General features: G+C 45.9%; 17 protein-coding genes and 1 pseudogene. 11 read left to right on the forward strand and 7 right to left on the reverse strand.

Annotation, left to right across the window (positions count from 1 at the left end):
* Positions 1 to 27: 27 nt before the first annotated feature.
* The 8 genes and pseudogenes from BWI96_RS02535 (at position 28) to BWI96_RS02575 (ending at position 8,554) form a co-directional block, all read left to right on the forward strand.
* Complete coding sequence (locus tag BWI96_RS02535) at positions 28 to 1,050, forward strand: SPASM domain-containing protein (RefSeq protein WP_106635349.1); 1,023 nt, start codon at positions 28 to 30, stop codon at positions 1,048 to 1,050.
* A gap of 198 nt (positions 1,051 to 1,248) precedes the next feature.
* On the forward strand, positions 1,249 to 2,028 hold the full coding sequence (locus tag BWI96_RS02540; RefSeq protein WP_106635128.1) for a ParA family protein: 780 nt from the start codon (positions 1,249 to 1,251) through the stop codon (positions 2,026 to 2,028).
* 65 nt (positions 2,029 to 2,093) lie between these two features.
* Entirely contained in the window at positions 2,094 to 3,005 is a 912-nt protein-coding gene (locus tag BWI96_RS02545; RefSeq protein ID WP_106635129.1) for a ParB/RepB/Spo0J family partition protein, read from the forward strand.
* Between the two features lie 73 nt (positions 3,006 to 3,078).
* Positions 3,079 to 3,693 carry a DUF5683 domain-containing protein gene (locus BWI96_RS02550; RefSeq protein ID WP_106635130.1) on the forward strand — a complete coding sequence of 205 codons (615 nt, stop codon included), beginning with the start codon at positions 3,079 to 3,081 and terminating at the stop codon, positions 3,691 to 3,693.
* Between the two features lie 137 nt (positions 3,694 to 3,830).
* Complete coding sequence (dapB, locus tag BWI96_RS02555) at positions 3,831 to 4,550, forward strand: 4-hydroxy-tetrahydrodipicolinate reductase (RefSeq protein WP_106635131.1); 720 nt, start codon at positions 3,831 to 3,833, stop codon at positions 4,548 to 4,550.
* Between the two features lie 74 nt (positions 4,551 to 4,624).
* Entirely contained in the window at positions 4,625 to 5,758 is a 1,134-nt protein-coding gene (lepB, locus tag BWI96_RS02560) for a signal peptidase I (protein WP_198555126.1), read from the forward strand.
* A 173-nt stretch (positions 5,759 to 5,931) separates the two neighbouring features.
* The gene (locus BWI96_RS02570; protein ID WP_106635134.1) at positions 5,932 to 7,542 is read left to right on the forward strand and encodes a sodium/sugar symporter; all 1,611 of its coding nucleotides are present in this window, start codon (positions 5,932 to 5,934) and stop codon (positions 7,540 to 7,542) included.
* A 138-nt stretch (positions 7,543 to 7,680) separates the two neighbouring features.
* Positions 7,681 to 8,554: pseudogene (locus BWI96_RS02575) on the forward strand (inositol oxygenase family protein).
* A gap of 231 nt (positions 8,555 to 8,785) precedes the next feature.
* On the opposite strand, the gene BWI96_RS02580 reads toward BWI96_RS02575, so the two are convergent.
* Positions 8,786 to 9,976, reverse strand: coding sequence for a class I SAM-dependent rRNA methyltransferase (locus tag BWI96_RS02580; RefSeq protein ID WP_106635135.1), 1,191 nt, complete (start codon positions 9,974 to 9,976; stop codon positions 8,786 to 8,788).
* Positions 9,977 to 10,492: 516 nt separating this feature from the next.
* Positions 10,493 to 11,443 (reverse strand): zinc dependent phospholipase C family protein, encoded by a 951-nt coding sequence (locus BWI96_RS02585; protein ID WP_157830187.1) that lies wholly within the window; start codon positions 11,441 to 11,443, stop codon positions 10,493 to 10,495.
* Positions 11,444 to 11,621: 178 nt separating this feature from the next.
* Here BWI96_RS02585 and rpsT point away from each other — a divergent pair, with 178 nt between their 5' ends.
* The gene (gene rpsT / locus BWI96_RS02590) at positions 11,622 to 11,885 is read left to right on the forward strand and encodes a 30S ribosomal protein S20 (RefSeq protein ID WP_106635137.1); all 264 of its coding nucleotides are present in this window, start codon (positions 11,622 to 11,624) and stop codon (positions 11,883 to 11,885) included.
* 89 nt (positions 11,886 to 11,974) lie between these two features.
* Complete coding sequence (gene radC, locus BWI96_RS02595) at positions 11,975 to 12,676, forward strand: DNA repair protein RadC (protein ID WP_106635350.1); 702 nt, start codon at positions 11,975 to 11,977, stop codon at positions 12,674 to 12,676.
* On the opposite strand, the gene BWI96_RS02600 is transcribed toward radC, so the two are convergent.
* From BWI96_RS02600 to BWI96_RS02615, 4 genes are read right to left on the reverse strand one after another with little or no spacing between them, the layout of a single operon-like run.
* Complete coding sequence (locus tag BWI96_RS02600; protein ID WP_106635138.1) at positions 12,654 to 15,386, reverse strand: CHAT domain-containing protein; 2,733 nt, start codon at positions 15,384 to 15,386, stop codon at positions 12,654 to 12,656. The genes radC and BWI96_RS02600 overlap by 23 nt on opposite strands.
* Positions 15,352 to 16,923 carry a S8 family serine peptidase gene (locus tag BWI96_RS02605; RefSeq protein ID WP_106635139.1) on the reverse strand — a complete coding sequence of 524 codons (1,572 nt, stop codon included), beginning with the start codon at positions 16,921 to 16,923 and terminating at the stop codon, positions 15,352 to 15,354. Before BWI96_RS02605 ends, BWI96_RS02600 begins: the two co-directional genes overlap by 35 nt.
* A 48-nt stretch (positions 16,924 to 16,971) precedes the next feature.
* The gene (locus tag BWI96_RS02610; protein WP_106635140.1) at positions 16,972 to 17,676 is read right to left on the reverse strand and encodes a tetratricopeptide repeat protein; all 705 of its coding nucleotides are present in this window, start codon (positions 17,674 to 17,676) and stop codon (positions 16,972 to 16,974) included.
* A gap of 16 nt (positions 17,677 to 17,692) precedes the next feature.
* Positions 17,693 to 18,274, reverse strand: a complete 582-nt coding sequence (locus tag BWI96_RS02615; protein WP_106635141.1) for an RNA polymerase sigma factor — start codon at positions 18,272 to 18,274, stop codon at positions 17,693 to 17,695.
* A 142-nt stretch (positions 18,275 to 18,416) separates the two neighbouring features.
* On the opposite strand from BWI96_RS02615, the gene BWI96_RS02620 reads away from it, so the two are divergent.
* Entirely contained in the window at positions 18,417 to 18,677 is a 261-nt protein-coding gene (locus tag BWI96_RS02620) for a response regulator transcription factor (RefSeq protein WP_232793547.1), read from the forward strand.
* A 193-nt stretch (positions 18,678 to 18,870) separates the two neighbouring features.
* Here BWI96_RS02620 and BWI96_RS02625 read toward each other — a convergent pair whose 3' ends face one another.
* Positions 18,871 to 20,310 carry a serine hydrolase gene (locus BWI96_RS02625; protein WP_106635143.1) on the reverse strand — a complete coding sequence of 480 codons (1,440 nt, stop codon included), beginning with the start codon at positions 20,308 to 20,310 and terminating at the stop codon, positions 18,871 to 18,873.
* Positions 20,311 to 20,385 lie beyond the last annotated feature (75 nt).

Consider the following 20,385-nt stretch of genomic DNA (forward strand, 5'->3'; position numbering starts at 1 on the left):
GGCATTGGCGTTCGCTACAAACCTATGATCAATCGAAATCTTGTCGACGGGCTTAATTTTGTTTCCAAACTCAACGCCAAACGGGTTTGGAATGGCCTCAAAGTCGTCTCCAGTTATATAGAATCCAAGATTACCCAAAAGCCGGTTCACCGGGGTTTACCTATTGCTTTATCGTTTGAGCCGACGACTTCGTGCAACCTGCGTTGCCCCGAATGCCCGAGCGGGTTACGTTCCTTTACGCGTCCGACGGGGATGCTGGAAGGAGATTTATTCAAACGAACCATGGATGAAATCGGAGATGAGCTACTGTACCTGATCTTCTATTTTCAGGGCGAACCGTATTTACACCCGCAATTTCTGGACATGGTTCAGTACGCTTCGCAAAAGAAAATTTATACCGCTACCTCCACCAACGCCCATTACCTGACGGATTCCTACGCGAAAAAAACGGTTGAAAGTGGGTTGGATCGGTTGATTATTTCCATTGATGGTACAACGCAGGAAGTCTATCAGCAATACCGGGTAGGGGGAAAACTGCACAAGGTTATCGAAGGAACAAAAAACATCTTGAAGTGGAAAAAGGAGCTGAAGTCTCAAACGCCACACGTGATTTTTCAGTTTCTGGTCGTGCAGCCCAATGAACATCAGATTGAAGAGGTGAGGCAGTTGGCGGCTGACCTGGGCGTAGACGAAGTGGGTTTGAAAACCGCTCAGATTTACGATTACGAAGACGGCGATCCGCTGATTCCGACGATTGACAAATATTCCCGGTACGCCAAAGAAGCTGACGGCAAGTATCGCATCAAAAACAAGTTTGTGGATCACTGCTGGAAAATGTGGCATAGCTGCGTCATTACCTGGGATGGGCTGGTGGTTCCCTGCTGTTTTGATAAGGACGCAGAGTATCGGCTGGGAGATTTGAAAGAACAGTCCTTTAAAAGCCTCTGGAAGTCAAAAGCATACGAACAGTTTCGGGCTTCCCTGATACGAAGCCGTTCTGAAATAGAAATGTGTAAAAATTGCACGGAGGGAACGAAAGTTTGGGGGTAATGAGTTCTTTTTCAGGCTATTAAATAGATTTCATAAATTAGTAACATCAATATTTATAGTAATAAGTAACTGATTTTCAATAAGTAGACTTTCCGGGAGTCTACTTATTTTTTTTTGCGTGAAACTTTCGTGGAACATTCCTAGGCAATCCGACTGAATGTTCGCATCTTTGAAATTCTAACGCACCGAGTTTAACGTATGGCCAAAGTAATTGCCATTGCCAACCAGAAAGGGGGCGTCGGGAAAACCACCACGACGATTAACCTGGCCGCTAGTTTGGCAACCTTGGAGTACCGAACTTTGATTGTAGATGCCGATCCACAGGCAAACTCTACTTCAGGCTTGGGCTTCAATCCGAAAGAAATTGAGAATTCCATCTACGAATGCATGGTCGATGGAATTAACGTCTCCGATATTATCATTCAAACCGACATTGATTACCTGGATCTGATTCCTTCGCACATTGATCTGGTCGGTGCTGAAATCGAGATGATTAACCTGAAAACCAGGGAAGAGAAAATGAAGGAAGCTCTGGCTTCCGTTCGGGATGATTACGATTTCGTAATCATTGACTGCTCGCCTTCGCTGGGTCTGATCACCATTAACAGCCTCGTGGCGTCTGATTCGGTTATTATTCCGGTTCAGTGCGAATACTTTGCTCTGGAAGGTTTAGGCAAGCTGCTCAATACGATCAAGATTATTCAGAGCCGCCTGAATACCAACCTAAGCATTGAAGGGATCTTGTTAACGATGTACGACCTGCGGGTACGGTTATCGAACCAGGTGGTGAATGAGGTAACGGCTCACTTCCAGAATATGGTGTTCAATACCATCATTCCCCGTAACATTCGCTTGTCGGAATCTCCCAGCTTTGGCGTTCCCGCCATCGCCCATGATGCTGACTCGAAGGGAGCCATTAGTTACCTGAATCTGGCTCGGGAAATTCTTACCAAAAATGGCTTAGTAACTATTGATTGAGAACGTGTTTAGGATTTAGAGCAACGAAAACCTCGAACGACTAAGTCTGAACAGGGAAGGAAGATATGAATAACACCAATAAAAAACGGGTTGGGTTAGGACGTGGTCTGGGAGCCTTATTACAGGACTCAGACTCGGTCAATAGCCGGCCCAGTGCCACCCCACTATCGGCTCTGGAGCACATTAGCTCCATGAACGAGATTAATGTTAATTTTATTGAAACCAACCCTTTCCAGCCGCGTACTCATTTCGATGAGGAATCGTTGCTGGAACTGGCGGAATCGATTAAAATTCAGGGTATTATCCAGCCAATCACGGTTCGCCAGTTAGGCCGTGATCAGTATCAGCTTATTTCTGGCGAACGGCGATTACAGGCTTCCAAACGGGCCGGGTTAACGCACATCCCTGCGTACGTTCGGACGGCCAATGACCAGCAAATGCTGGAAATGGCTCTGATTGAGAACATCCAACGCGAAAACCTGAATGCCATCGAAATCGCTCTGAGTTATCAGCGGCTGATTTCGGAGTGTAACCTCCGTCAGGAAGAACTGGGCGACCGCGTAGGGAAAAACCGGACAACGGTTAATAACTACATTCGTCTGCTGAAACTTCCTCCAGTGATTCAGGCTTCCCTGCGGGATAATAAAATCTCAATGGGTCACGCCCGGGCCATTATTAACATTGACGACGTTGATACACAACTAAGTTTGTTCAAACGCATTGTCGATGAAGACTGGTCCGTACGGCGGGTAGAAGAGGAAGTTCGTAAAATTCAGAACCCTGAGCTGGCGGATTCGAAGACGAAAAAAGTACCATTGAAGCAGGAAATTCGGAATATTCAGTTCCGTTTATCTTCGTTCTTTGGTTCAAAGGTTTCGATTAAATCGGACGAAAAAGACAAAGGCGAAATTCGCATTCCCTTTACCAATCAGGAAGATCTGGAGCGAATCATTGGTGCTTTAGGTGAGTTATCATAAGAATATTTAACAGTTTTTAGAAGTGATACGAAGTAATTCAGAGCGTTCTTTGGCCTTTCAATTTCCGATAGCCATGAAATATCTGCTTTACTTCGTATTGTTTTTAGGGTTAACCCAGTCGGCCTTCGCTCAAAAAGTGGATTCGCTGGAAATCGCCAAAGTGGGTGTAGACTCGCTGGTAAAGACGATTCCGGCTCCGAAGGGTAAGCTCAAGAAGCCTCTGAATATTGTTCCTCGCTACGCAACGTACAAATCTTTGGCTTTGCCTGGTTTAGGGCAGGCTTATATCCGTCAATATTGGACGATTCCTATCATTTATGCTGGTTTTGGTGGGTTAGCTTATGCCATCCATTGGAACCAGATACGGTATAAGGATGCTATTGGAGGCTGGCAAACCCTGCTTAATGAGAAGGCTACAACGGTTCCGGTTCAAATTGGAAATACTTATTATCCAGCATTGACTGAAAATCAGTTACGACAAGCAACCGCACAATATCGCCGCCAACGCGATTTATCCATCATTGGCTGTGTCGTTTTATATGCCTTTCAGTTGGTGGAAGCGAACGTTTCAGCTCACTTAAAAACGTTTGATAATACCGACGATATTTCCCTGAAATTTAAACCCGGCGTTCGAACGGATTACGCAAGTACGCCCATTGGCATTACTGCCGTTTATACATTTAAGTAACTGAGTTTGAATGTTGTTTGATAAAACAGGTTTGAAATCGTTTGATTAGTTTGAATAAAGTTTGAAGATTTTCACACGTTCTTAGACATTCAAACAGCCTCAAACTACATTCAAACTTTCCTCATACAAGAATTAATATGCGAATAGTACTCTTAGGTTACGGAAAAATGGGCAAAGTCATTGAACGCATTGCTCAGGAACGTGGCCACGAAATTGTAGGTCGGATTGACGAAACCAATCGGGAAAGTTTTTCCGAATTTTCTCCCGCGACCGCTGATGTGGTTATTGAGTTCAGTCACCCCTCGGCGGCTCTGCAAAATTTGAAAGATTCCATTGGTCAGGGCTTACCCACCGTTTGCGGAACGACCGGCTGGCTTGAACATCGCTCCGAAATTGAGGCCCTCACTGCTAAAACCAGCGGAGCTTTCTTCTACGCTTCCAACTATAGCATTGGCGTCAATCTGTTTTTCCGTATCAATAAGCGACTGGCTAAGTTAATCAGTCCTTATCCCCAATACAGCGTGGAAATGACGGAAATCCATCATATTCATAAACTTGACGCTCCCAGCGGTACCGCGATTACGTTAGCCGAAGGAATTCTGGAAACGAATGACCGTTTATCCCAATGGGTATTGGAAGAAGGCGACGGACAAACTACCTTGCCGATCCATGCCGTTCGGGAAGGTGAAGTGCCCGGAACGCACATCGTTACGTATCAGTCAGAAGTGGACTCCATCGAGATTAAACATACCGCTCACAATCGTCAGGGTTTCGCCCTCGGGGCAGTGGTAGCCGCTGAATGGCTGGTAGGTAAAGTAGGCGTGTTCGGAATGGATGATTTATTAGGAGAAGAGTAATGTAGTTGCTGGTTATGGGTGGTCAGCATATCTAACAACCCATACCTAACAACCAACACCTAAAACAAAAGATAATGGAAGTAAAAACGGCTCAGCAGGGTCAGCCTAAAAAACAAAAATCGGCCTTTCGCGAGTGGATTGATTCGGTCACGTTTGCAGTGGTAGCGGCTACGCTCATTCGCTGGTTATTTCTGGAAGCTTATACCATTCCAACCCCTTCGATGGAAAATAGCCTGTTAGTGGGTGATTTTCTTTTCGTAAGTAAGTTGCATTACGGAACCCGCACGCCCCAAACGCCTTTGCAGGTTCCTTTAACCCACCAGAAAATCTGGGGAACGAATATGGATTCGTACCTCGACTGGATCAAGTTACCCATGTACCGCCTGCCCGGTTTTTCAAGCGTGAAAAATGGCGATGTTGTGGTTTTCAACTACCCTGACTCCCTACACTTGCCGGCTGATCTACGTCCCAATTACATCAAGCGTTGCATTGGTATTCCCGGCGATGTTGTGGAAGTTCGTGATACGCAGGTATGGATCAATGGCAAGGCGATGGAGAATCCTGAAAAGATGCTTGAACCGTATTTCGTTCATACGAAAGAACAGTTGGACCAAAAGTTTTTTCTGAAATACGATATCTGGAATCGTCAGAACGAATCACGCAACTGGACTGAACATTTTGACATTGATTCCGTGCGTAAAGAAACGGTCCTAACGGGATATGATGTAACCACGAGTGCAGGAGTGGTGAAGCAATTTCAGGACATGGGACTTCAGGTAGAGCCACTAATATACCCTAAAGGTCAGCAGGATCTCAGTGTCTATCCTAACTCTCCTTTGTTTAACTGGAATCGGGATAATTACGGTCCGATCAAGATTCCTAAAAAAGGGGAAACCATTCAGTTGACTACTGAAAATGTTGCTTTGTACCGCGATGTTATTGAAAACTACGAATACAATGATAAAGTAGAAATTGATGGTACTTCGGTAAAAATCAATGGTCAGGCAGTTTCGACTTATACCTTCAAACAGGATTATTACTTCATGATGGGGGATAATCGCAGTAACTCAGCCGATTCGCGTTATTGGGGTTTCGTTCCTTCCGATCACATCGTGGGTAAGGCTGTATTCGTCTGGATGTCACTTGATCCCGAAGGAACCTTCCTTAATAAAATCCGTTGGAAACGTCTGTTCCGCCTGATTGATTAAGTAATTTCATTGATCATAACTGAAAGCCCGTGCTGAAAACCAGCACGGGCTTTTTTAGTAGGTTGTATAGGTTTGAGATAAATAATTAAATAAATAATCCTATTTTGTGGGCCGATACCCCACTCATCTTCCTGAAAGGATTTATCTCTACTCCTAAAACTTTTACAACCGAAATGCAGGGCTTGCAAAGTATTGATTACGGTGTCTTTTTGATCTATTTTCTACTGGTTTCCCTCTACGGGTACTGGATTTATCGTCGGAAAAAGTCCAGTGAAATCAACACCAAAGATTTCTTCCTAGCCGAAGGTTCTCTGACCTGGTGGGCCATTGGAGCTTCGCTGATTGCCTCGAATATTTCGGCTGAACACTTTATTGGCATGTCTGGCTCGGGTTTTGCGATGGGTCTGGCCATTTCTTCCTACGAGTGGATGTCGGCGGCTACCTTGATTATCGTTGCCATTTTCTTTATCCCGATTTACCTGAAAAACAAGATTTATACCATGCCACAGTTTCTGTCGCAGCGGTATAATGACACAGTGGCCACAATCATGGCGATTTTCTGGCTGTTGCTTTACGTCTTTGTTAACCTTACTTCCATCCTGTATTTGGGAGCTTTAGCGGTCGAAACCATCTCGGGGGTTCCATTCACGTATTGCATGTTTGGACTGGCTCTATTTGCCATTTTCATTACCCTGGGTGGTATGAAAGTAATTGGATACACCGATCTGATTCAAGTGGTAGTGTTAGTCATGGGTGGTGTAGCGGTAACCTTTCTGGCTTTGCAAATGGTCTCGGATCAATGGGGAGGAAGTGGCGTCATGGATGGATTAAGCTTACTCCGAACCCACGCTGACGGGCATTTTCACATGATCTTCTCGGAAGGGCATCAGTATTATTACGAATTACCGGGTATGGCCGTGTTGTTTGGTGGTATGTGGATTAATAACCTGAATTACTGGGGCTGCAATCAATACATTGTACAGCGGGCTCTAGGGGCTGATTTACCCACGGCCCGTAATGGAATTCTGTTTGCGGCTTTTCTGAAGTTAGTTATACCCATGATCTGCGTGATTCCCGGCATTGCGGCGTATGTACTCTACCAGAATGGAGCTTTCCAGCAGGAAATGGTCGATGCAGCGGGAAATGTCAAACCCGATCATGCCTATCCCACATTAATGAATTTGCTGCCGAACGGATTGAAAGGTCTGGCTTTTGCAGCCTTGACTGCCGCTATTGTGGCTTCCCTGGCGGGTAAATGCAATAGTATTTCGACCATTTTTAGTCTGGATATTTACAAGAAATTTCTCAATAAAGACGCTTCTGAAAAGCAGACGGTCTGGATTGGTCGTATTGCGGTTTGGGTGGCTTTCGCGATTGCCCTCATGATTACTCCGCAGTTGCGACGACTGGAACAGGCCTACCAATTCATTCAGGAATATTCGAATTACCTGACTCCCGGAGCTTTCGCCCTGTTTTTCCTGGGCTTATTCTGGAAACGAACGACCTCTACGGCGGCTCTGGTGGCAGCGAGCTTATCGATTCCCCTGGCCTTATTATTCAAGTTTGTTCCTGAAACGCCAATTCCTTTTCTCCACCGTACGGGCTGGTGCTTCCTGATTCTGGTGAGTATTATGGTTGTAGTGTCCCTACTGGATTCCGCCAGTAAGTTTAACCCCAAAGGCCTTACCTTAACCCGAAGTATGTTTCGCATTTCACCCTCTTTCGTGGTGTTCTCGGTATTAGTCTGGGGAATTATTGCGGCTTTGTATACCGTATTCTGGTAAAAGCTTAGTATTTGAATTGTGCAAAATTATAGTGGTATGATTCAGTAATTATAAAATTCTATTACCTTTGAAAAGAATGGTAACTCATTCAATCTCAAGAGCAAAAAACTATTTCTTACCTTACAAAACCGGCTTACAATGAAAACCGAATTCACTGCTGAAGAAAAGAATCCGCTGGCTAGTTTGGATGTGTGGGAGGATGACGTACTCGAGCGTTACCCCGAACCTCAGCAAACGGCTAAAGCGAAAGATGAATTCAGAAATTATGAAAACCCCGAGCGTGATACCGTTCGTGAGTTTTATCGACTGAATCACACCTATCAGACGTATGATTTTGTTCAGCAAAAAAAGCGGATTTTTTGAAGTTCGATCGGAAAGAAATGCCCATTTGGGAAGCTTTTGATTTTCTTAATACCCTCGTGGACGACTCTGATCCCGACATTGAACTGGATCAGTTGCAGCACTTACTCCAAACCTCAGAAGCCATTCGGGCCGATGGCCATCCCGACTGGTTTGTGTTGACAGGGTTATTACATGATATGGGTAAGGTGTTATGTCTCTTCGGCGAGCTCAATGGGCAGTCGTGGGTGATACATTCCCGGTAGGTTGTAAACCTTCAGATAAGATTGTTTATCCCGAATTCTTTGAAGCCAATCCTGATACGAAGGATGAACGATATAATACAAAATACGGTGTTTACGAACCCAATTGCGGTTTACGTAACGTACACATGTCCTGGGGACACGATGAGTATCTGTATCACATGATGAAGGATTACCTGCCTGAATCAGCTCTGTACATGATGCGTTACCACTCGTTCTACGCTCAGCACCGTGAAGAAGCTTACGATCACCTTATGGACGATCATGACCGCGAGATGTTCAAATACGTTCGTTTATTCAATCCGTATGATCTGTATTCAAAAGCTCCGGTGCCACCGAATGTGAAGGAACTGAAGCCTTACTATCAGGATTTAATTGCGAAGTATCTGCCCGCAACGATTAAATTCTAGAGATAGTCCTATACTCTGTCATTTCGAACGTAGTGAGAAACCCTACTCTAGAAATCGGATAATTTATTAGGAGGCAGTTACTATCTGCCGTAGGAGAATGATTGGTAATCTGAGTTAAAGTTTTTTTCTATTGTTGTCCGCGGCTGTGTACACGAATGCCTGAGAAACACGGACGAACAGCTACTACCAATAAATAAAAGAGCCGATTCAACAGTGAATCGGCTCCTTTATTTATTCTACGTATAAAACTAAACCCTTCAGGTAATGACCTTCGGGATGGAAGAAGTTCACGGGGTGATCGGGGCCTTGTGAAAGGTGATGTAATACCCGAACCTGCCGACCGGCTTCAATGGCTGCTGCAACGATGGTATTGTAGAACAATTCACGATCTACGACTTGTGAGCAGGAGAATGTGAACAGAATACCACCCGGAGCCAATCGCTTGAGCCCTTCAATGTTGAGTCGCTTATACCCCTGTACGGCCCGGTGACGAGCGTCCATGCTTTTGGCATAAGCCGGGGGATCGAGAACAACGACGTCATACTGCTGATCGTGCGTTTTCAGATACTTCATTACGTCTTCCGCGTAGGCCTCATGCGTGGGTTGACCACCTTCGTGATTAGCAGCTACGTTTTGCTCAACCAGACGAATGGCTTTTTCGGAAACATCAACCGAATGAACCAGCGAAGCCTGAGCTGAAAGAGCATAAATCGAGAAGCCACCGGAATAACAGAAGGCGTTGAGAACCCGCTTGCCTTTTACGTACTTGGTTAATAACTGACGATTTTCGCGTTGATCCAGAAAAAAGCCCGTTTTCTGGCCCGTTTGCCAGTCAATCAGGAAGGTATGACCATTTTCCAGCACAGGATGAGGTAAGCTTATAGTCTCTTTTTGCCAGAGGTAACCGTTCTGAACCGATTGGGCATAACGATCGGGTAAGGTTTCGTGGCTTTTATCGTAAACGCCTAGTAACTGATCGCCGTAAAGCGTTTGCAAAGCCTGAGTAATGCTTTCGCGTTCGCGGTGCATGCCGACGCTATGGCCCTGAAAAACGACTACGCCGTTGTACCAGTCAAGAATCAGACCGGGAAAACCATCGCCTTCGCCGTGCACGAGTCGGTAGCAGGTCGTATTCGTAAACTGAAGTGCCTGCCGTACGCGTAAGGCTTTCTCCAAACGCTTGAACCAGAAATCAGCGTCGGGCGTAATGGGTTCGAACGAAAAGAGCTTAACCGTGATCGAACCTTCGTGGTAATGACCCGTGGCGAGGTAATTTTTCTGATGATCGACAACCTCAACCACTTCGCCATCCTGTGGCTTCCCGAGGACTTTGGCAATAGCACCCGAAAATACCCAGGGGTGAAAACGACGAACGGGGGCGTCCTTTCCGGGCTTTAATATGATCTGAACAACTGATTCCATTAGGCAAAGATACGGCGGACTTGGGGTTGTTAGTTGCTGGGTGCTGGTTGTTGGGTAAAAGTTGTTGTTAGGGGGAAAATTAAGTCCCTCCCTACCGTCAAGGTTGGTGTCTTCACCAACCATTACTTGCAGAGAAAGGCTGGTGAAGACACCAGCCGAAGCGTCAGTGAAGAGTATGGGTGAAAATGGGTAATAAAAATCTACCAAAAGCTACTACCGCCAAGGTTGGTGTCTTCACCAACCATTACTTGCAGAGAAAGGCTAGTAGGGCCCCAGCTAGAGCGTCAGTGGTGGTTATTGGTTATTAATATAAAGCTATTCGCAGGAGAAAAATAAGCGGGTAAAAGAACATCTAGAAATTCGACTCAAAGCTTTCAGGAAATTAGCTAAGAAACTAATCAATAAAGGCCCTTGACCTGGAACTTAATAGCACACAATAGCACTGCCCAACAACCAACAACCAACAACCAACAACCAACAACCAACAACCAACAACCAACAACCAACAACCAACAACTACTCCTCCGGTCGGATGCCGAGCAGTCGCTGGAGCCAGGAGCGTTTTTCCTGAGCTTCGGATTTTTTATCCTGCTCAGATAACTCTTGAAGGGTATTCAAATCGGGCTGTCCTGCATCGATCCAGCAGGTATACCAGAAGTCACCGATCATTTTGATGGAAGCCCGCATCTGTTTTTCAACCTGATGATTCAAGGCCTGATGGTAACGCTCGGAAAAATCGCGGGAATAGGTTTTCTGATGCGTAGCTCCCCGTTCTTCAATGCTGTATTTTCGAGTTACACCCAATTCCTGCGTTAACTGCGTTTCCAGTAAAAACAAAGAATCCAGGCAATGATGAGCCTGTTTCACATTGGCCCAAGCTCGCTGGGCGGGCGAACGCACGTATTCGGCAGGGCCCACAAAGAAGTCGTATCGCTCGGCGTATAATTCGGGCAGGCGACTTTCCCAGAAGGCATGAATGCCTTCCTGTCCCGTCAATTGACCATTGTAATTTCTAGTCGTGTGCAACGGTACATTACCATCGGCAATGTAATGGCCTAACTCTGCCGAAAGCTTGAGAATGCGGGACGTATGATGCTCCTTGAAGGCTGCTGTTAGTTGATACTTCATCCGTTGAATTTGCCAGGGGACAATGCCGTGAGCATTGAGCGTATCCTCACCCCAGAAAGCCACGGCTTCTTTCCAGTAAGGCTTCGCCCAGACGCTGTCGCCGTAGGCTTCCACGTCGAGGTAATGACGGGCGGCTTCTCCCACTACCGCGTAACGGCGTTTGTCGGGATTGACAGAGTTCTCCATCAAATACACCAGATGTTTTTTGTAAAAGCGGGCCATTTCTGGGGGTAAGGTAAAAATGGCGAGGCGATTGATGCGTTGATGGGCGTAGAAACCCCAACTGAAAGCCAGAGGACTAGTAAGAAAGCAAAAAATAAAGATAGATACACGTTTCATGGATGAAGCAAGTCTTAGGGGGGTGAAGGAAGGCTGGTTACTACTTTTTTGGATAGCTAATTTGAAGTAATTCACCGGATTAGTAAAGAATTTTTGAGACAACGGCTGGAGTTTTAAAAAGAAAGACTTACTTTTGCATTCCTATTCCGAAAATCCATAGTTCCAGTAATATAAAGACATGGCAAACCACAAATCAGCTCTGAAGCGGATCCGTGCTAACGAAACAAAACGCCTTCGTAACCGTTTCCAGCATAAAACGACCCGTACGTTCATCAAGAAACTGCGTAGCACTACTGATAAAGTAGAAGCTCAGGATCTGTACAAAAAAGTTTCTTCGATGTTGGATAAACTCGCGAAGAAAAATGTTATCCACAAAAACAAAGCAGCAAACAACAAGTCAAAGTTGGCAAGATTTGTCAACAAACTGTCAGTAGCAGCTTAAGTAGCGGATTGCTCATTGATCGAACGGTAGGACACCGTTTGTTCGGAAGCCTTACTTTTGTGAGTAAGGCTTTTTTGCTATATCCACCCATGAAAACTACTTACCCGGCGGCTCCAACGATTAAGACCTGGGCCGAAGAGGATCGCCCCCGCGAGAAACTGATGCTAAAAGGTAAAGCTGCTTTGAGCGATGCAGAGTTACTGGGCATTCTGATTAATTCCGGTATTCAGCAATACACCGCCGTTGATCTGGCAAAGCTGATCTTAAGCAGCGTTAATCATGATCTAAATCAACTGGCCAAGCTCAGTATTAAGGAATTATCCAAATTTAAGGGCATTGGAGAAGCTCGGGCGATTACCATCGTTTCGGCTCTGGAATTAGGGCGTCGTCGCAAAGAAACCGAACCGCAGGCCCGGGTCTCCATTACCAGTTCTTACTCGGCATATCAGGCATTCCGCCCGCATTTGATGGATTTACTGCATGAAGAATTCTGGGTGCTATTGCTGAACCGAGCCAATCATGTGATTCGTCCTGTCCAGATTTCTACGGGCGGAGTCGCAGGAACGGTAGCCGATCCCAAATTAATCTTCAGACACGCTCTGGAACACTTGTCCAGCGGTATCATTCTGGCTCATAACCATCCTTCGGGTAATCTTCAACCCAGTCAGGCCGATAAAGATTTGACCCGAAAGCTGAAGGAAGCAGGAAAGTTACTCGACATTCCGGTATTGGATCACCTCATTATTTCTGATCAGAAATACCTCAGTTTTATGGATGAGGGACTGTTGTAGCGGTTCGTTTTCGATACATCAATAATCCTATAATAACCAGTATAACTCCGGCTGCAATGCCCGCATAGGCAGGAATAACGCTGGGATTTTCAATAGGAGTGGTAGAGCCAATCTGGATTAAAGCAGCCCAGTAATAGGGTAGCTGATGCTCCTGAGCATTGAGCCATTGTATTTTGGCCCTTTGCAAAGCGATGTCCTGGGGTAATCCTTCTGATAATTGCTGGTAAAAATGTTCGACTAGTGTATAAGTTGCCTGATCCTGTACGCTCCAGAGGGTCGTTACCGTACTCGGAATACCCAATGCCGCAAAGCCGCGAGCCAGACTAAAAACCCCTTCTCCTGTTTGGTTCGTCCCCAGTCCTGTCTGGCAAGCCGAGAGCACTAATAATTGCGTTCGAAAAGGGCGATTGATGTTTAATTCTGACAATTTCAGGGCCGAATCGGCAAAGTAGAGCACGGGTTCGGTATGATCTGAAACATGGGCGTCCGCGTGCGTAAAAAGCTGTAAAATTCTAAAATCGGGTGCTTCCGATAGAAAAGTAGCTTTAGTGGCCGATTGATGCGTTTTGGTCTGAGCAAAAGGGATGGACTCCGCAATATCCGTTAGCGATTGAGCGGAACCCGGCAAATTTGATTGCTTCAAGGAGGCTGAAAATTGCTCAGGAGCCATGCCTAAAAAGGGCTTTTGCCAGCTAGAAACAGGTCGTTCGCGAAGCAGAAACCGGGCCGAATAGGTATAACTAAAAGCCTGCTGATGTACTAAATAGGCATTTGGTTGGGTGGGGGAATTACTGAATGCTTCAAAGGGTAAAAAAGCCCCATCCAACGAAACGATCATTCGGGAAGAATGCAACCGCAATGGCGTTACTAAGCGACGATAAAGCTGATAACCCCTTTTTTGCAATTGCTGGACTTCCGTTTTACGAAGGTCAGGACTGGAGCAGAGTTTCAGGAACTCATCGGCTTCGTGATTAAATCCGGTCAGAGGTAACTTGCGGAGAACGGTTTTGTCTGGAGTAATGCCAATGGCATAAATCGCGTCATCCCCAAGAAAATAACTCACAAAAGCCTGATCTTTAGCTAATAATTTTTGCTGAATGGTAGTAATCGACGGCACCTGATTATCATAACGATACTGAAAATAGGCAGGATTACTCTTGCGTAAGGATTCAATGAATGCCTGCTGAGCTTCGTGTTGATTAAGCCACTGATTGAATAATTTTGTATAAGTCGGCGTGCCCGGTTTGTGTTGCTGAAGTTGTGCTAATAGTTGTTCCTGCCGAATCCGAAAACTCAGTTCTTTTTCAGCCAATGGAGGCGAAAGTTTTTGGTTGGCGGATAACTCATTGAGTCGATCATTTAATAATACGGCTCGACTTTTTTCCAGGTAATAAAAAGCTAAGGGGGCATTTTGCTGGAGAAATGAGGCTTCAATCGCCTGTTGGTACAAACGGTGGGTATTGTTTCGCCAAAGCAATTTGGACTCTGCCGCTTCGTGACTCATCCGCATATAGTCCACCATCTGATCGGCAGTAGCGAAGGTGGCCAGAGCTTGAGCTAGATTTTGAGCCGTAGGTTTTTGCTTATAAATCAATAATTCAAACGAGGCTTTCTGCTTGATTAACGTAAACAAATATTCCTTTCGAGAGACACTCTGGATAACCTTTGCGGTAGGGTTAATTGGCTGATTTTCATCATAAGAGGGAATAATGCTTTTAATTCCTTTCCTGATTAATTGCAAGGCTAACGAGTAATTTCTTTGATACGAAGCCAGCTTGCCCAGATGATTATATAGTAAAGCTTTAGCGGGCGGATCCTGAGCTATGGTTAACGCTTTTTCGTATTGTTGCCGGGCTTGATCAGGCTGATTTTCATTTTCGGCCAATAAACCAGCGACGATAGCTAGTGAAACCTGGGCCTCTGTTTGATGAGGAGTAATAAGTTCCTGGGCTTGCCGCAAGTAAGCTCGGCTAGTGAAATAATCCTTACGTTTCCGGCTAATATCGGCGGCTAACTCGTAATACTCCCAAATGAGTAATTGCGGGTGCCTGCGGGTTACCTCCAGCAGCGAAGTCATCACCACTTGAGCTTCCTCAAGACGATTTAACTCCACCAATGCCTGAGCCTGCTGGTATAAACTCACCAGTTCGCGGTGTGGCTTTTTGGCCAGTCGGGCGAAGTGTACGCCTTCGGTGGCGGAATTCAGGGCCGCCTGATAATCACCGGAGGAATGTTGAACAAACGAAAGCTGATAAGACGCGGCGGCAGCCCATTCCAGTTGATTGGATTGCCGACTCACCCGGATACTTTCCTGAAGAATTTGCTGAGCTCTCTGGTCCTGATTCATTCCAACCAGGTAAGCCCCGTAGAAGTATAAATGCTTGGGTTTTAGATTGGGTACGCCGCGATTTGCACCCTGAATGGCCGCCTCGGCAAATTGTTTTGTCGCTGAGAAATTCTTTTCCTGCCAGTATTGCCAGGCTAGTTCCCCCAATAACTCAATGTAAATGGAGTCCTGTGGAATGCGACAGCGAAGCCAGTGGGTTCGGAGTTTCTCCAATTTTATTCGCGACGAATCCTGAACTTTAATACGAAACCACTCCCGATGCATAAAAGCGGAATCAGGGCATTGTCCGAACGCCCCAATTCCGCTGATCAGGAGTACCAGCAGTAAGTTAATACGAAAGCATATAGAAGCCGCCTCTGACATATTGCCTCAGGGATTGATCTTTCCGAATCACTCCTTTTTGCTGAAGAACCGAGAAGTATATTTTCTTCAAGGGCTCATTCGGGCTTTGCTGAATGGCTCTTTGAATATCCAGGAAATACCGGGCGGCAATGCCCACAAAAACGGGCGTAGCGTAGGATGAACCCTGAATGGAAGCGGGTTCCTGATAGCCCGGCGTTTGAATGGGATAGAGATTCCGAAAACTTCCGTCTTGAGTCTCGATACCCAGATTGACAAAGCTGGAAGAGTAATTCTCGTAGGGAAGCCGCTCGTGACCCTTAATGTCGAGGGCTTTATCAATGACTTTGGTAATAGAATTCAGCAACCGTTCTGACTTACTTTCCTGACAGTCACATTCCTCTTTTGGCTCACAGGTCAGGGTGGTGACGGTTACTACATTGTCCAGTTCCAGACTGTAACAGGCAGGGTATAAACGCTGTACGGAAATATCATTGGGGAATCCATCAAAATCAGTATGGTTACCCGCCGCGGCGGCAACCAGGATTTTCCGCTCGTTCATTTGTTCCAGTAAATCCCGCAACAATGGAATTTCACTACCATAATACCCAAAGCTGGCATTGACTATTCGGGCTCCGTTATCCATGGCGTATTGAAGAGCACAAAAGACCTTATCCAGTGATCCGAAGCCGTAATGATCAAACGTTTTGAGAATCATCAATGCGGCATTTCCGGGAGCCAGGTAATGAATAATATGAGCGATTTTACTGCCATGACGCAGCACATTATCATCCGTAGGCTGATTACCAGACTCCGACTCAAGCGTGGAGAAATTCCAGCCAATCTGTTCAAGTTCATGCTGACGGCGGCAGGGGTCTTCGAATTTTTTATACCAGAAAGGCAGTGGATAACGAGGATTATCTTCAATACCCGTATCCAGAATGGCAACTACTAAACCATCCGTTTTGGCCTGAATCTGACTCCAGTCCTTTGCGTAATCATTCCAGCGTTCCAGGGGCTCTACCTCCAGCGAATCTTCATTGGCCCAGGCCGAAGGAATGATATAATTCAGGGAAGCCCGAATGGGAGGCTGCGTGGTGTGTCGTCCAGGCGGCTCTTCACCCGCGGCTTTGATTTCCAGGCATTCGTGTAGCCCTTCGCCCTTCAGCAGAAATGTACTATCGTTCAGACACAGGCATTCTTCTACGGACTGAAGTATTATTTTTTTACCATTTCCGTCCAGTAAAAAGGGCTGTGGGGCACCAGGTTGGGTAGCGTTGTTAAAGAATTCCAGTAAAGCTGTCCGGCCCTTAATGATCTTATATTCATTCGAGGAGTCAGCGGGAAATTCGAGGTAATCCAGTTGAATTAACAACTGATTTCTAACGGCAAAGCCCGTTCCTGAAGAAACTTCCGTAACGTGAGGGTAGTTGCGTTCATTTCCTAGGAAAGTTTTAATCTGCTTTCGACTTCGAAAAGTGGGCGAGGGAGCGAGTCGTTTTGGAAAATTTTCGGAATGGCTGGAAGGACGCTCCGGTCCATCGGGGGAGTAGTGTTTCATAGAAGCAATGAGGTAGAAAAAGGTTGATTGGTTGGGATAAATAATGGGTTAATCGAGCCACTCGGTGGCTTGGGTTTTGCCGGGTAAGTTTTCCTGAACGACCCTTTTCAGTAACTGTTGAGCCTTGGCCTGATCGTCAGCCTGGTTACGCTGGATACGAGCCAGGGCTTCGTAAAAGGGCCCCGGATTTTCGTACAAATCCGTTTGACTTAATTGCTGAAAATACTGAATCGCCTTATCATAGTTTTTGAGACGCATCGCCGTAATTCCGGCAAATTTCAGAGCTCGGGCATCTTTTGGGGCGTGTGTTAACTGGACTTCAAAAATCTGCTCAGCCTGAGGGAATTTCCCCTGATTGTAAAGGATAATTCCTTCCTGTAATGAATCCGTAGCGTTTCCCATCGTTAAGCTTAACTGCTGGAAATTCGTGTTGGAATAAGCCATGACACGCTCCGTCAGATTCGGTTGACTACGATTCCATACGAGCCAAAGAATGGCCAATAACACCACAGCAGCAATGCCCGCAGCGATGGAAAAGCGGGGTTTTCGTAGGGGTTTAACCGCAGGTGCTTTTTCCCATTGCTTTCGCTTTTCAGCTAGTACTTCCAGCCGGGCGGCCTGATGGGCTTGCCAGTAAAAAGCCGCTGCCGAAGCCAGTTGAGGGTTTTCCTGAATTTGTTTTTCAAAGGAAGCCTGTTCAGTAGCTGACATCTCTCCCTGAAAAAAACGTTCAATTTGTTCTAATTCATTCATTGGATGGTGGGTCTCGTTAACGGGTACGGTAGAGTGTCCTTAACTTTTCCAGGCACCGCAGTCGGCTGGTTTTGGCTACTGCCGAGCTTTGGTAATCCAGATTCCGGGCGATCTCCTCGTCAGAGAATCCTTCTCCCCAGGCCAATAGCATACGCTGACATTTTTCGCCCAGCAGGGTTAATTGTTGTCGGAGGTAGCTTATTTCACTGTCCGAAATCAGGTTTTGCAGGATGGAACGGGTTTCGTCTGCAATGCTTAGATTATCGAGTGAGAGGCCCTGATGGACACTTTCGCGATTAGTCGAATTTTTACGAACGAGGTCAACACATTTATTATAAAAAATTTGATAGAGGTACGTTTTCAGGCCCGAACGGCCTTCATAACGCTGGGAAGAAATATGTTCAATGACGGTAAGAACGGCGTCGGAATAAGCACTGGCAGATTCGTCGGGGAGCAGTTGATGCTTAAACGTGGCTTCCCGAATCAGATAGCGAAACTGATCGTACAAACAGTTTTCACAATTCCGGCGATTCAGGCCTCCAGCCCGGATTCCTGCGATGAGATCAGCATCGGAAAGGGTACGTTTAAAAAAAATCATGTAACTGAAGTTAAGCTTAGAGTTCCTGTAAACTAGGGAGTTACTGGAATTGTTTAATTTAATGTGGATTTTTTTGAAAAGTTGTTACCCGAAGTGCCTGAATAATCGACTAAGAAAGCAGAACGCAAAAAACAGCTTTGTCATGTCAAGTCTACCTCAGTCTCATCGTCTGTACGTCTCTCCGAGAGAATTGCAGTCTGCCAATACCTCTTTAACCCTTCGGGAAGGCGAAATTCTGGCCTGTCTAGCTCAGGGAATGAGTTACAAAATGATTGCGGCTGAATGCGGCATTACCTTCAATACGGTGCAAACCCACCTGAAACGAATCTACATGAAACTGAACGTAAACTCAGCCACAGAAGCCATTCTGACGGGTTTGCGTAAGGGAATTATCTCCTTATAGTAGTAAAGTTCAACCTTCAACTGATGAACAATAAAGGGCTGACTCCGCAGGAATCAGCCCTTTATTACTTGTGAATAGGTAATTAGAGAAAGAAAAGCATACTCAAAATAATTGAAGAACTTGTGAAGCAGAAGTGAGTATAGTGAGCCATAAAAAACCGGATCAGTTAATTCCTGATCCGGTTTTGCTTTCGTTATCTTTTCTTCTTTTTTTTCTGGATTGCCGCCTTTTTCCTGATGGGTGCTCGGCGGGAAACGGCTTTTTTCTTCACGGCCCCTTTCGCTCTGAGGTGTGAACGATGCACCACTTTTTTCTTGACTACCGGAGCTGCCGGTAACATCTTGTAAAGATCGGCGAGAGATAACTCGGGAGCGTTGTCGCCGCCACCCTGAAGGCCCTCGCTAATCATGGTATCATCGCCATTTTCCGGATCGACGTTTTCGCCCCGCAAGAAGAACCGGGCCTTCTCGGGATATAAAATGGCCTGCACCATTTTTACCTGAGAAAGGTAACTGTTGGCCACGTTTGAAAGTAGAATAATCGTACTTTGATCGGGGCGATTTCGCATGAAGTAATTCTTGAATCCATGCCACCAGCCCGTGTGAAACGTTAACCACTGGTTATTGGGGACTTTTTGTAAACGCCAGCCAAAGCCGTAGTTTTTAGTTACGAGACGGGTGTCATTGCTGGCAGGTAAAAAGGCCTCCTGCAAGGCTTTCTGACTGATGATCTGCTCGGTATACAAACCCCGGTCCCACTTGAACATATCTTCTGCGGTGGAATACAGGCTTTTGTCGCCGGTAACGCTGTCGAGGTAATCAATCGCAAAAGAACGTCTGCTGCCGGTATAGCCCGTGGCGGCGGTGAGTAAGCGATTGGTGTTGGTGCCGTCAAAAACGAAGGTACTTGTCATGCCGAGTGGCTTGAACAGATGTTCTTCCGCATATTTACTGAAGGGCTTTCCGCTCAGCTTTTCGACGATGTATGATAACAAGACGTAGTTAGTATTATTATAATGAAACCGAACGTCGGGGTGACCATACGGAACGGGCTTGTACTGGCAAAGCTTTTCTACTACTTCTTTATTACTCAGCGGTTGTGATTTGTCGCAATATTTTTCTAACCCATACTGATAACTCGGTAGACCGGAGCGGTGGGTGAGCAAAAGCCGGATGGTAATCGAAGAATCGTAAGGGAAATTGGGAATGTATTTATAAACCGGATCGTCGTAATTCAGTAAGCCTTTTTCTTTCATCTGCATGATAGAAATCGCCGTGAATTGCTTGGAAACCGAAGCCAGCTGAAAAGGAGTGGTAGTCGTAAGGGTATCACGTAAGGTCAGGTTTTTGTAACCAAACGCTCCTTTGTAAATCACCTGCCCGTATTGAGCGACGAGCACGGTTCCATTAAAACCGTATTTGCTGTGTAAATTATGAAAGAACGTATCGAGCTGACCTGCTTTCCGGGTTGCCTCGATTGGATTGAAGCGTTTGGCGATGCTGTCGTTATAATGAGCTAGCATCGGATTTTCTGCCACAGTTACTTCCGAGGCGTCTTTGGGACCCTGGGAACAGCCTAACAAACAAAATAAACCCGAGATGATAACAACAGAACAGAAACGAGCAACAGACACAGCAAATCGGAGTTTTAATATGGGAACTGAACAAAATTAACCGTTAATCTTTTTTAAATCATACAAGCCAACAAC

This window comes from Siphonobacter sp. SORGH_AS_0500 (genome assembly GCF_002838835.1).
GTDB lineage: Bacteria > Bacteroidota > Bacteroidia > Cytophagales > Spirosomataceae > Siphonobacter.

Excerpts from the sequence above, each read along its gene's own strand:
- radC (WP_106635350.1), top strand. The coding sequence starts at position 11,975 with ATGAAAACTACTTACCCGGCGGCTCCAACGATTAAGACCTGGGCCGAA.
- BWI96_RS02540 (WP_106635128.1), top strand. The coding sequence starts at position 1,249 with ATGGCCAAAGTAATTGCCATTGCCAACCAGAAAGGGGGCGTCGGGAAA.
- BWI96_RS02620 (WP_232793547.1), top strand. The coding sequence starts at position 18,417 with ATGTCAAGTCTACCTCAGTCTCATCGTCTGTACGTCTCTCCGAGAGAA.
- BWI96_RS02615 (WP_106635141.1), bottom strand. The coding sequence starts at position 18,274 with ATGATTTTTTTTAAACGTACCCTTTCCGATGCTGATCTCATCGCAGGA.
- BWI96_RS02605 (WP_106635139.1), bottom strand. The coding sequence starts at position 16,923 with ATGAAACACTACTCCCCCGATGGACCGGAGCGTCCTTCCAGCCATTCC.
- BWI96_RS02585 (WP_157830187.1), bottom strand. The coding sequence starts at position 11,443 with ATGAAACGTGTATCTATCTTTATTTTTTGCTTTCTTACTAGTCCTCTG.
- rpsT (WP_106635137.1), top strand. The coding sequence starts at position 11,622 with ATGGCAAACCACAAATCAGCTCTGAAGCGGATCCGTGCTAACGAAACA.
- BWI96_RS02580 (WP_106635135.1), bottom strand. The coding sequence starts at position 9,976 with ATGGAATCAGTTGTTCAGATCATATTAAAGCCCGGAAAGGACGCCCCC.
- dapB (WP_106635131.1), top strand. The coding sequence starts at position 3,831 with ATGCGAATAGTACTCTTAGGTTACGGAAAAATGGGCAAAGTCATTGAA.
- BWI96_RS02550 (WP_106635130.1), top strand. The coding sequence starts at position 3,079 with ATGAAATATCTGCTTTACTTCGTATTGTTTTTAGGGTTAACCCAGTCG.
- BWI96_RS02610 (WP_106635140.1), bottom strand. The coding sequence starts at position 17,676 with ATGAATGAATTAGAACAAATTGAACGTTTTTTTCAGGGAGAGATGTCA.
- BWI96_RS02545 (WP_106635129.1), top strand. The coding sequence starts at position 2,094 with ATGAATAACACCAATAAAAAACGGGTTGGGTTAGGACGTGGTCTGGGA.
- BWI96_RS02570 (WP_106635134.1), top strand. The coding sequence starts at position 5,932 with ATGCAGGGCTTGCAAAGTATTGATTACGGTGTCTTTTTGATCTATTTT.
- lepB (WP_198555126.1), top strand. The coding sequence starts at position 4,625 with ATGGAAGTAAAAACGGCTCAGCAGGGTCAGCCTAAAAAACAAAAATCG.
- BWI96_RS02600 (WP_106635138.1), bottom strand. The coding sequence starts at position 15,386 with ATGTCAGAGGCGGCTTCTATATGCTTTCGTATTAACTTACTGCTGGTA.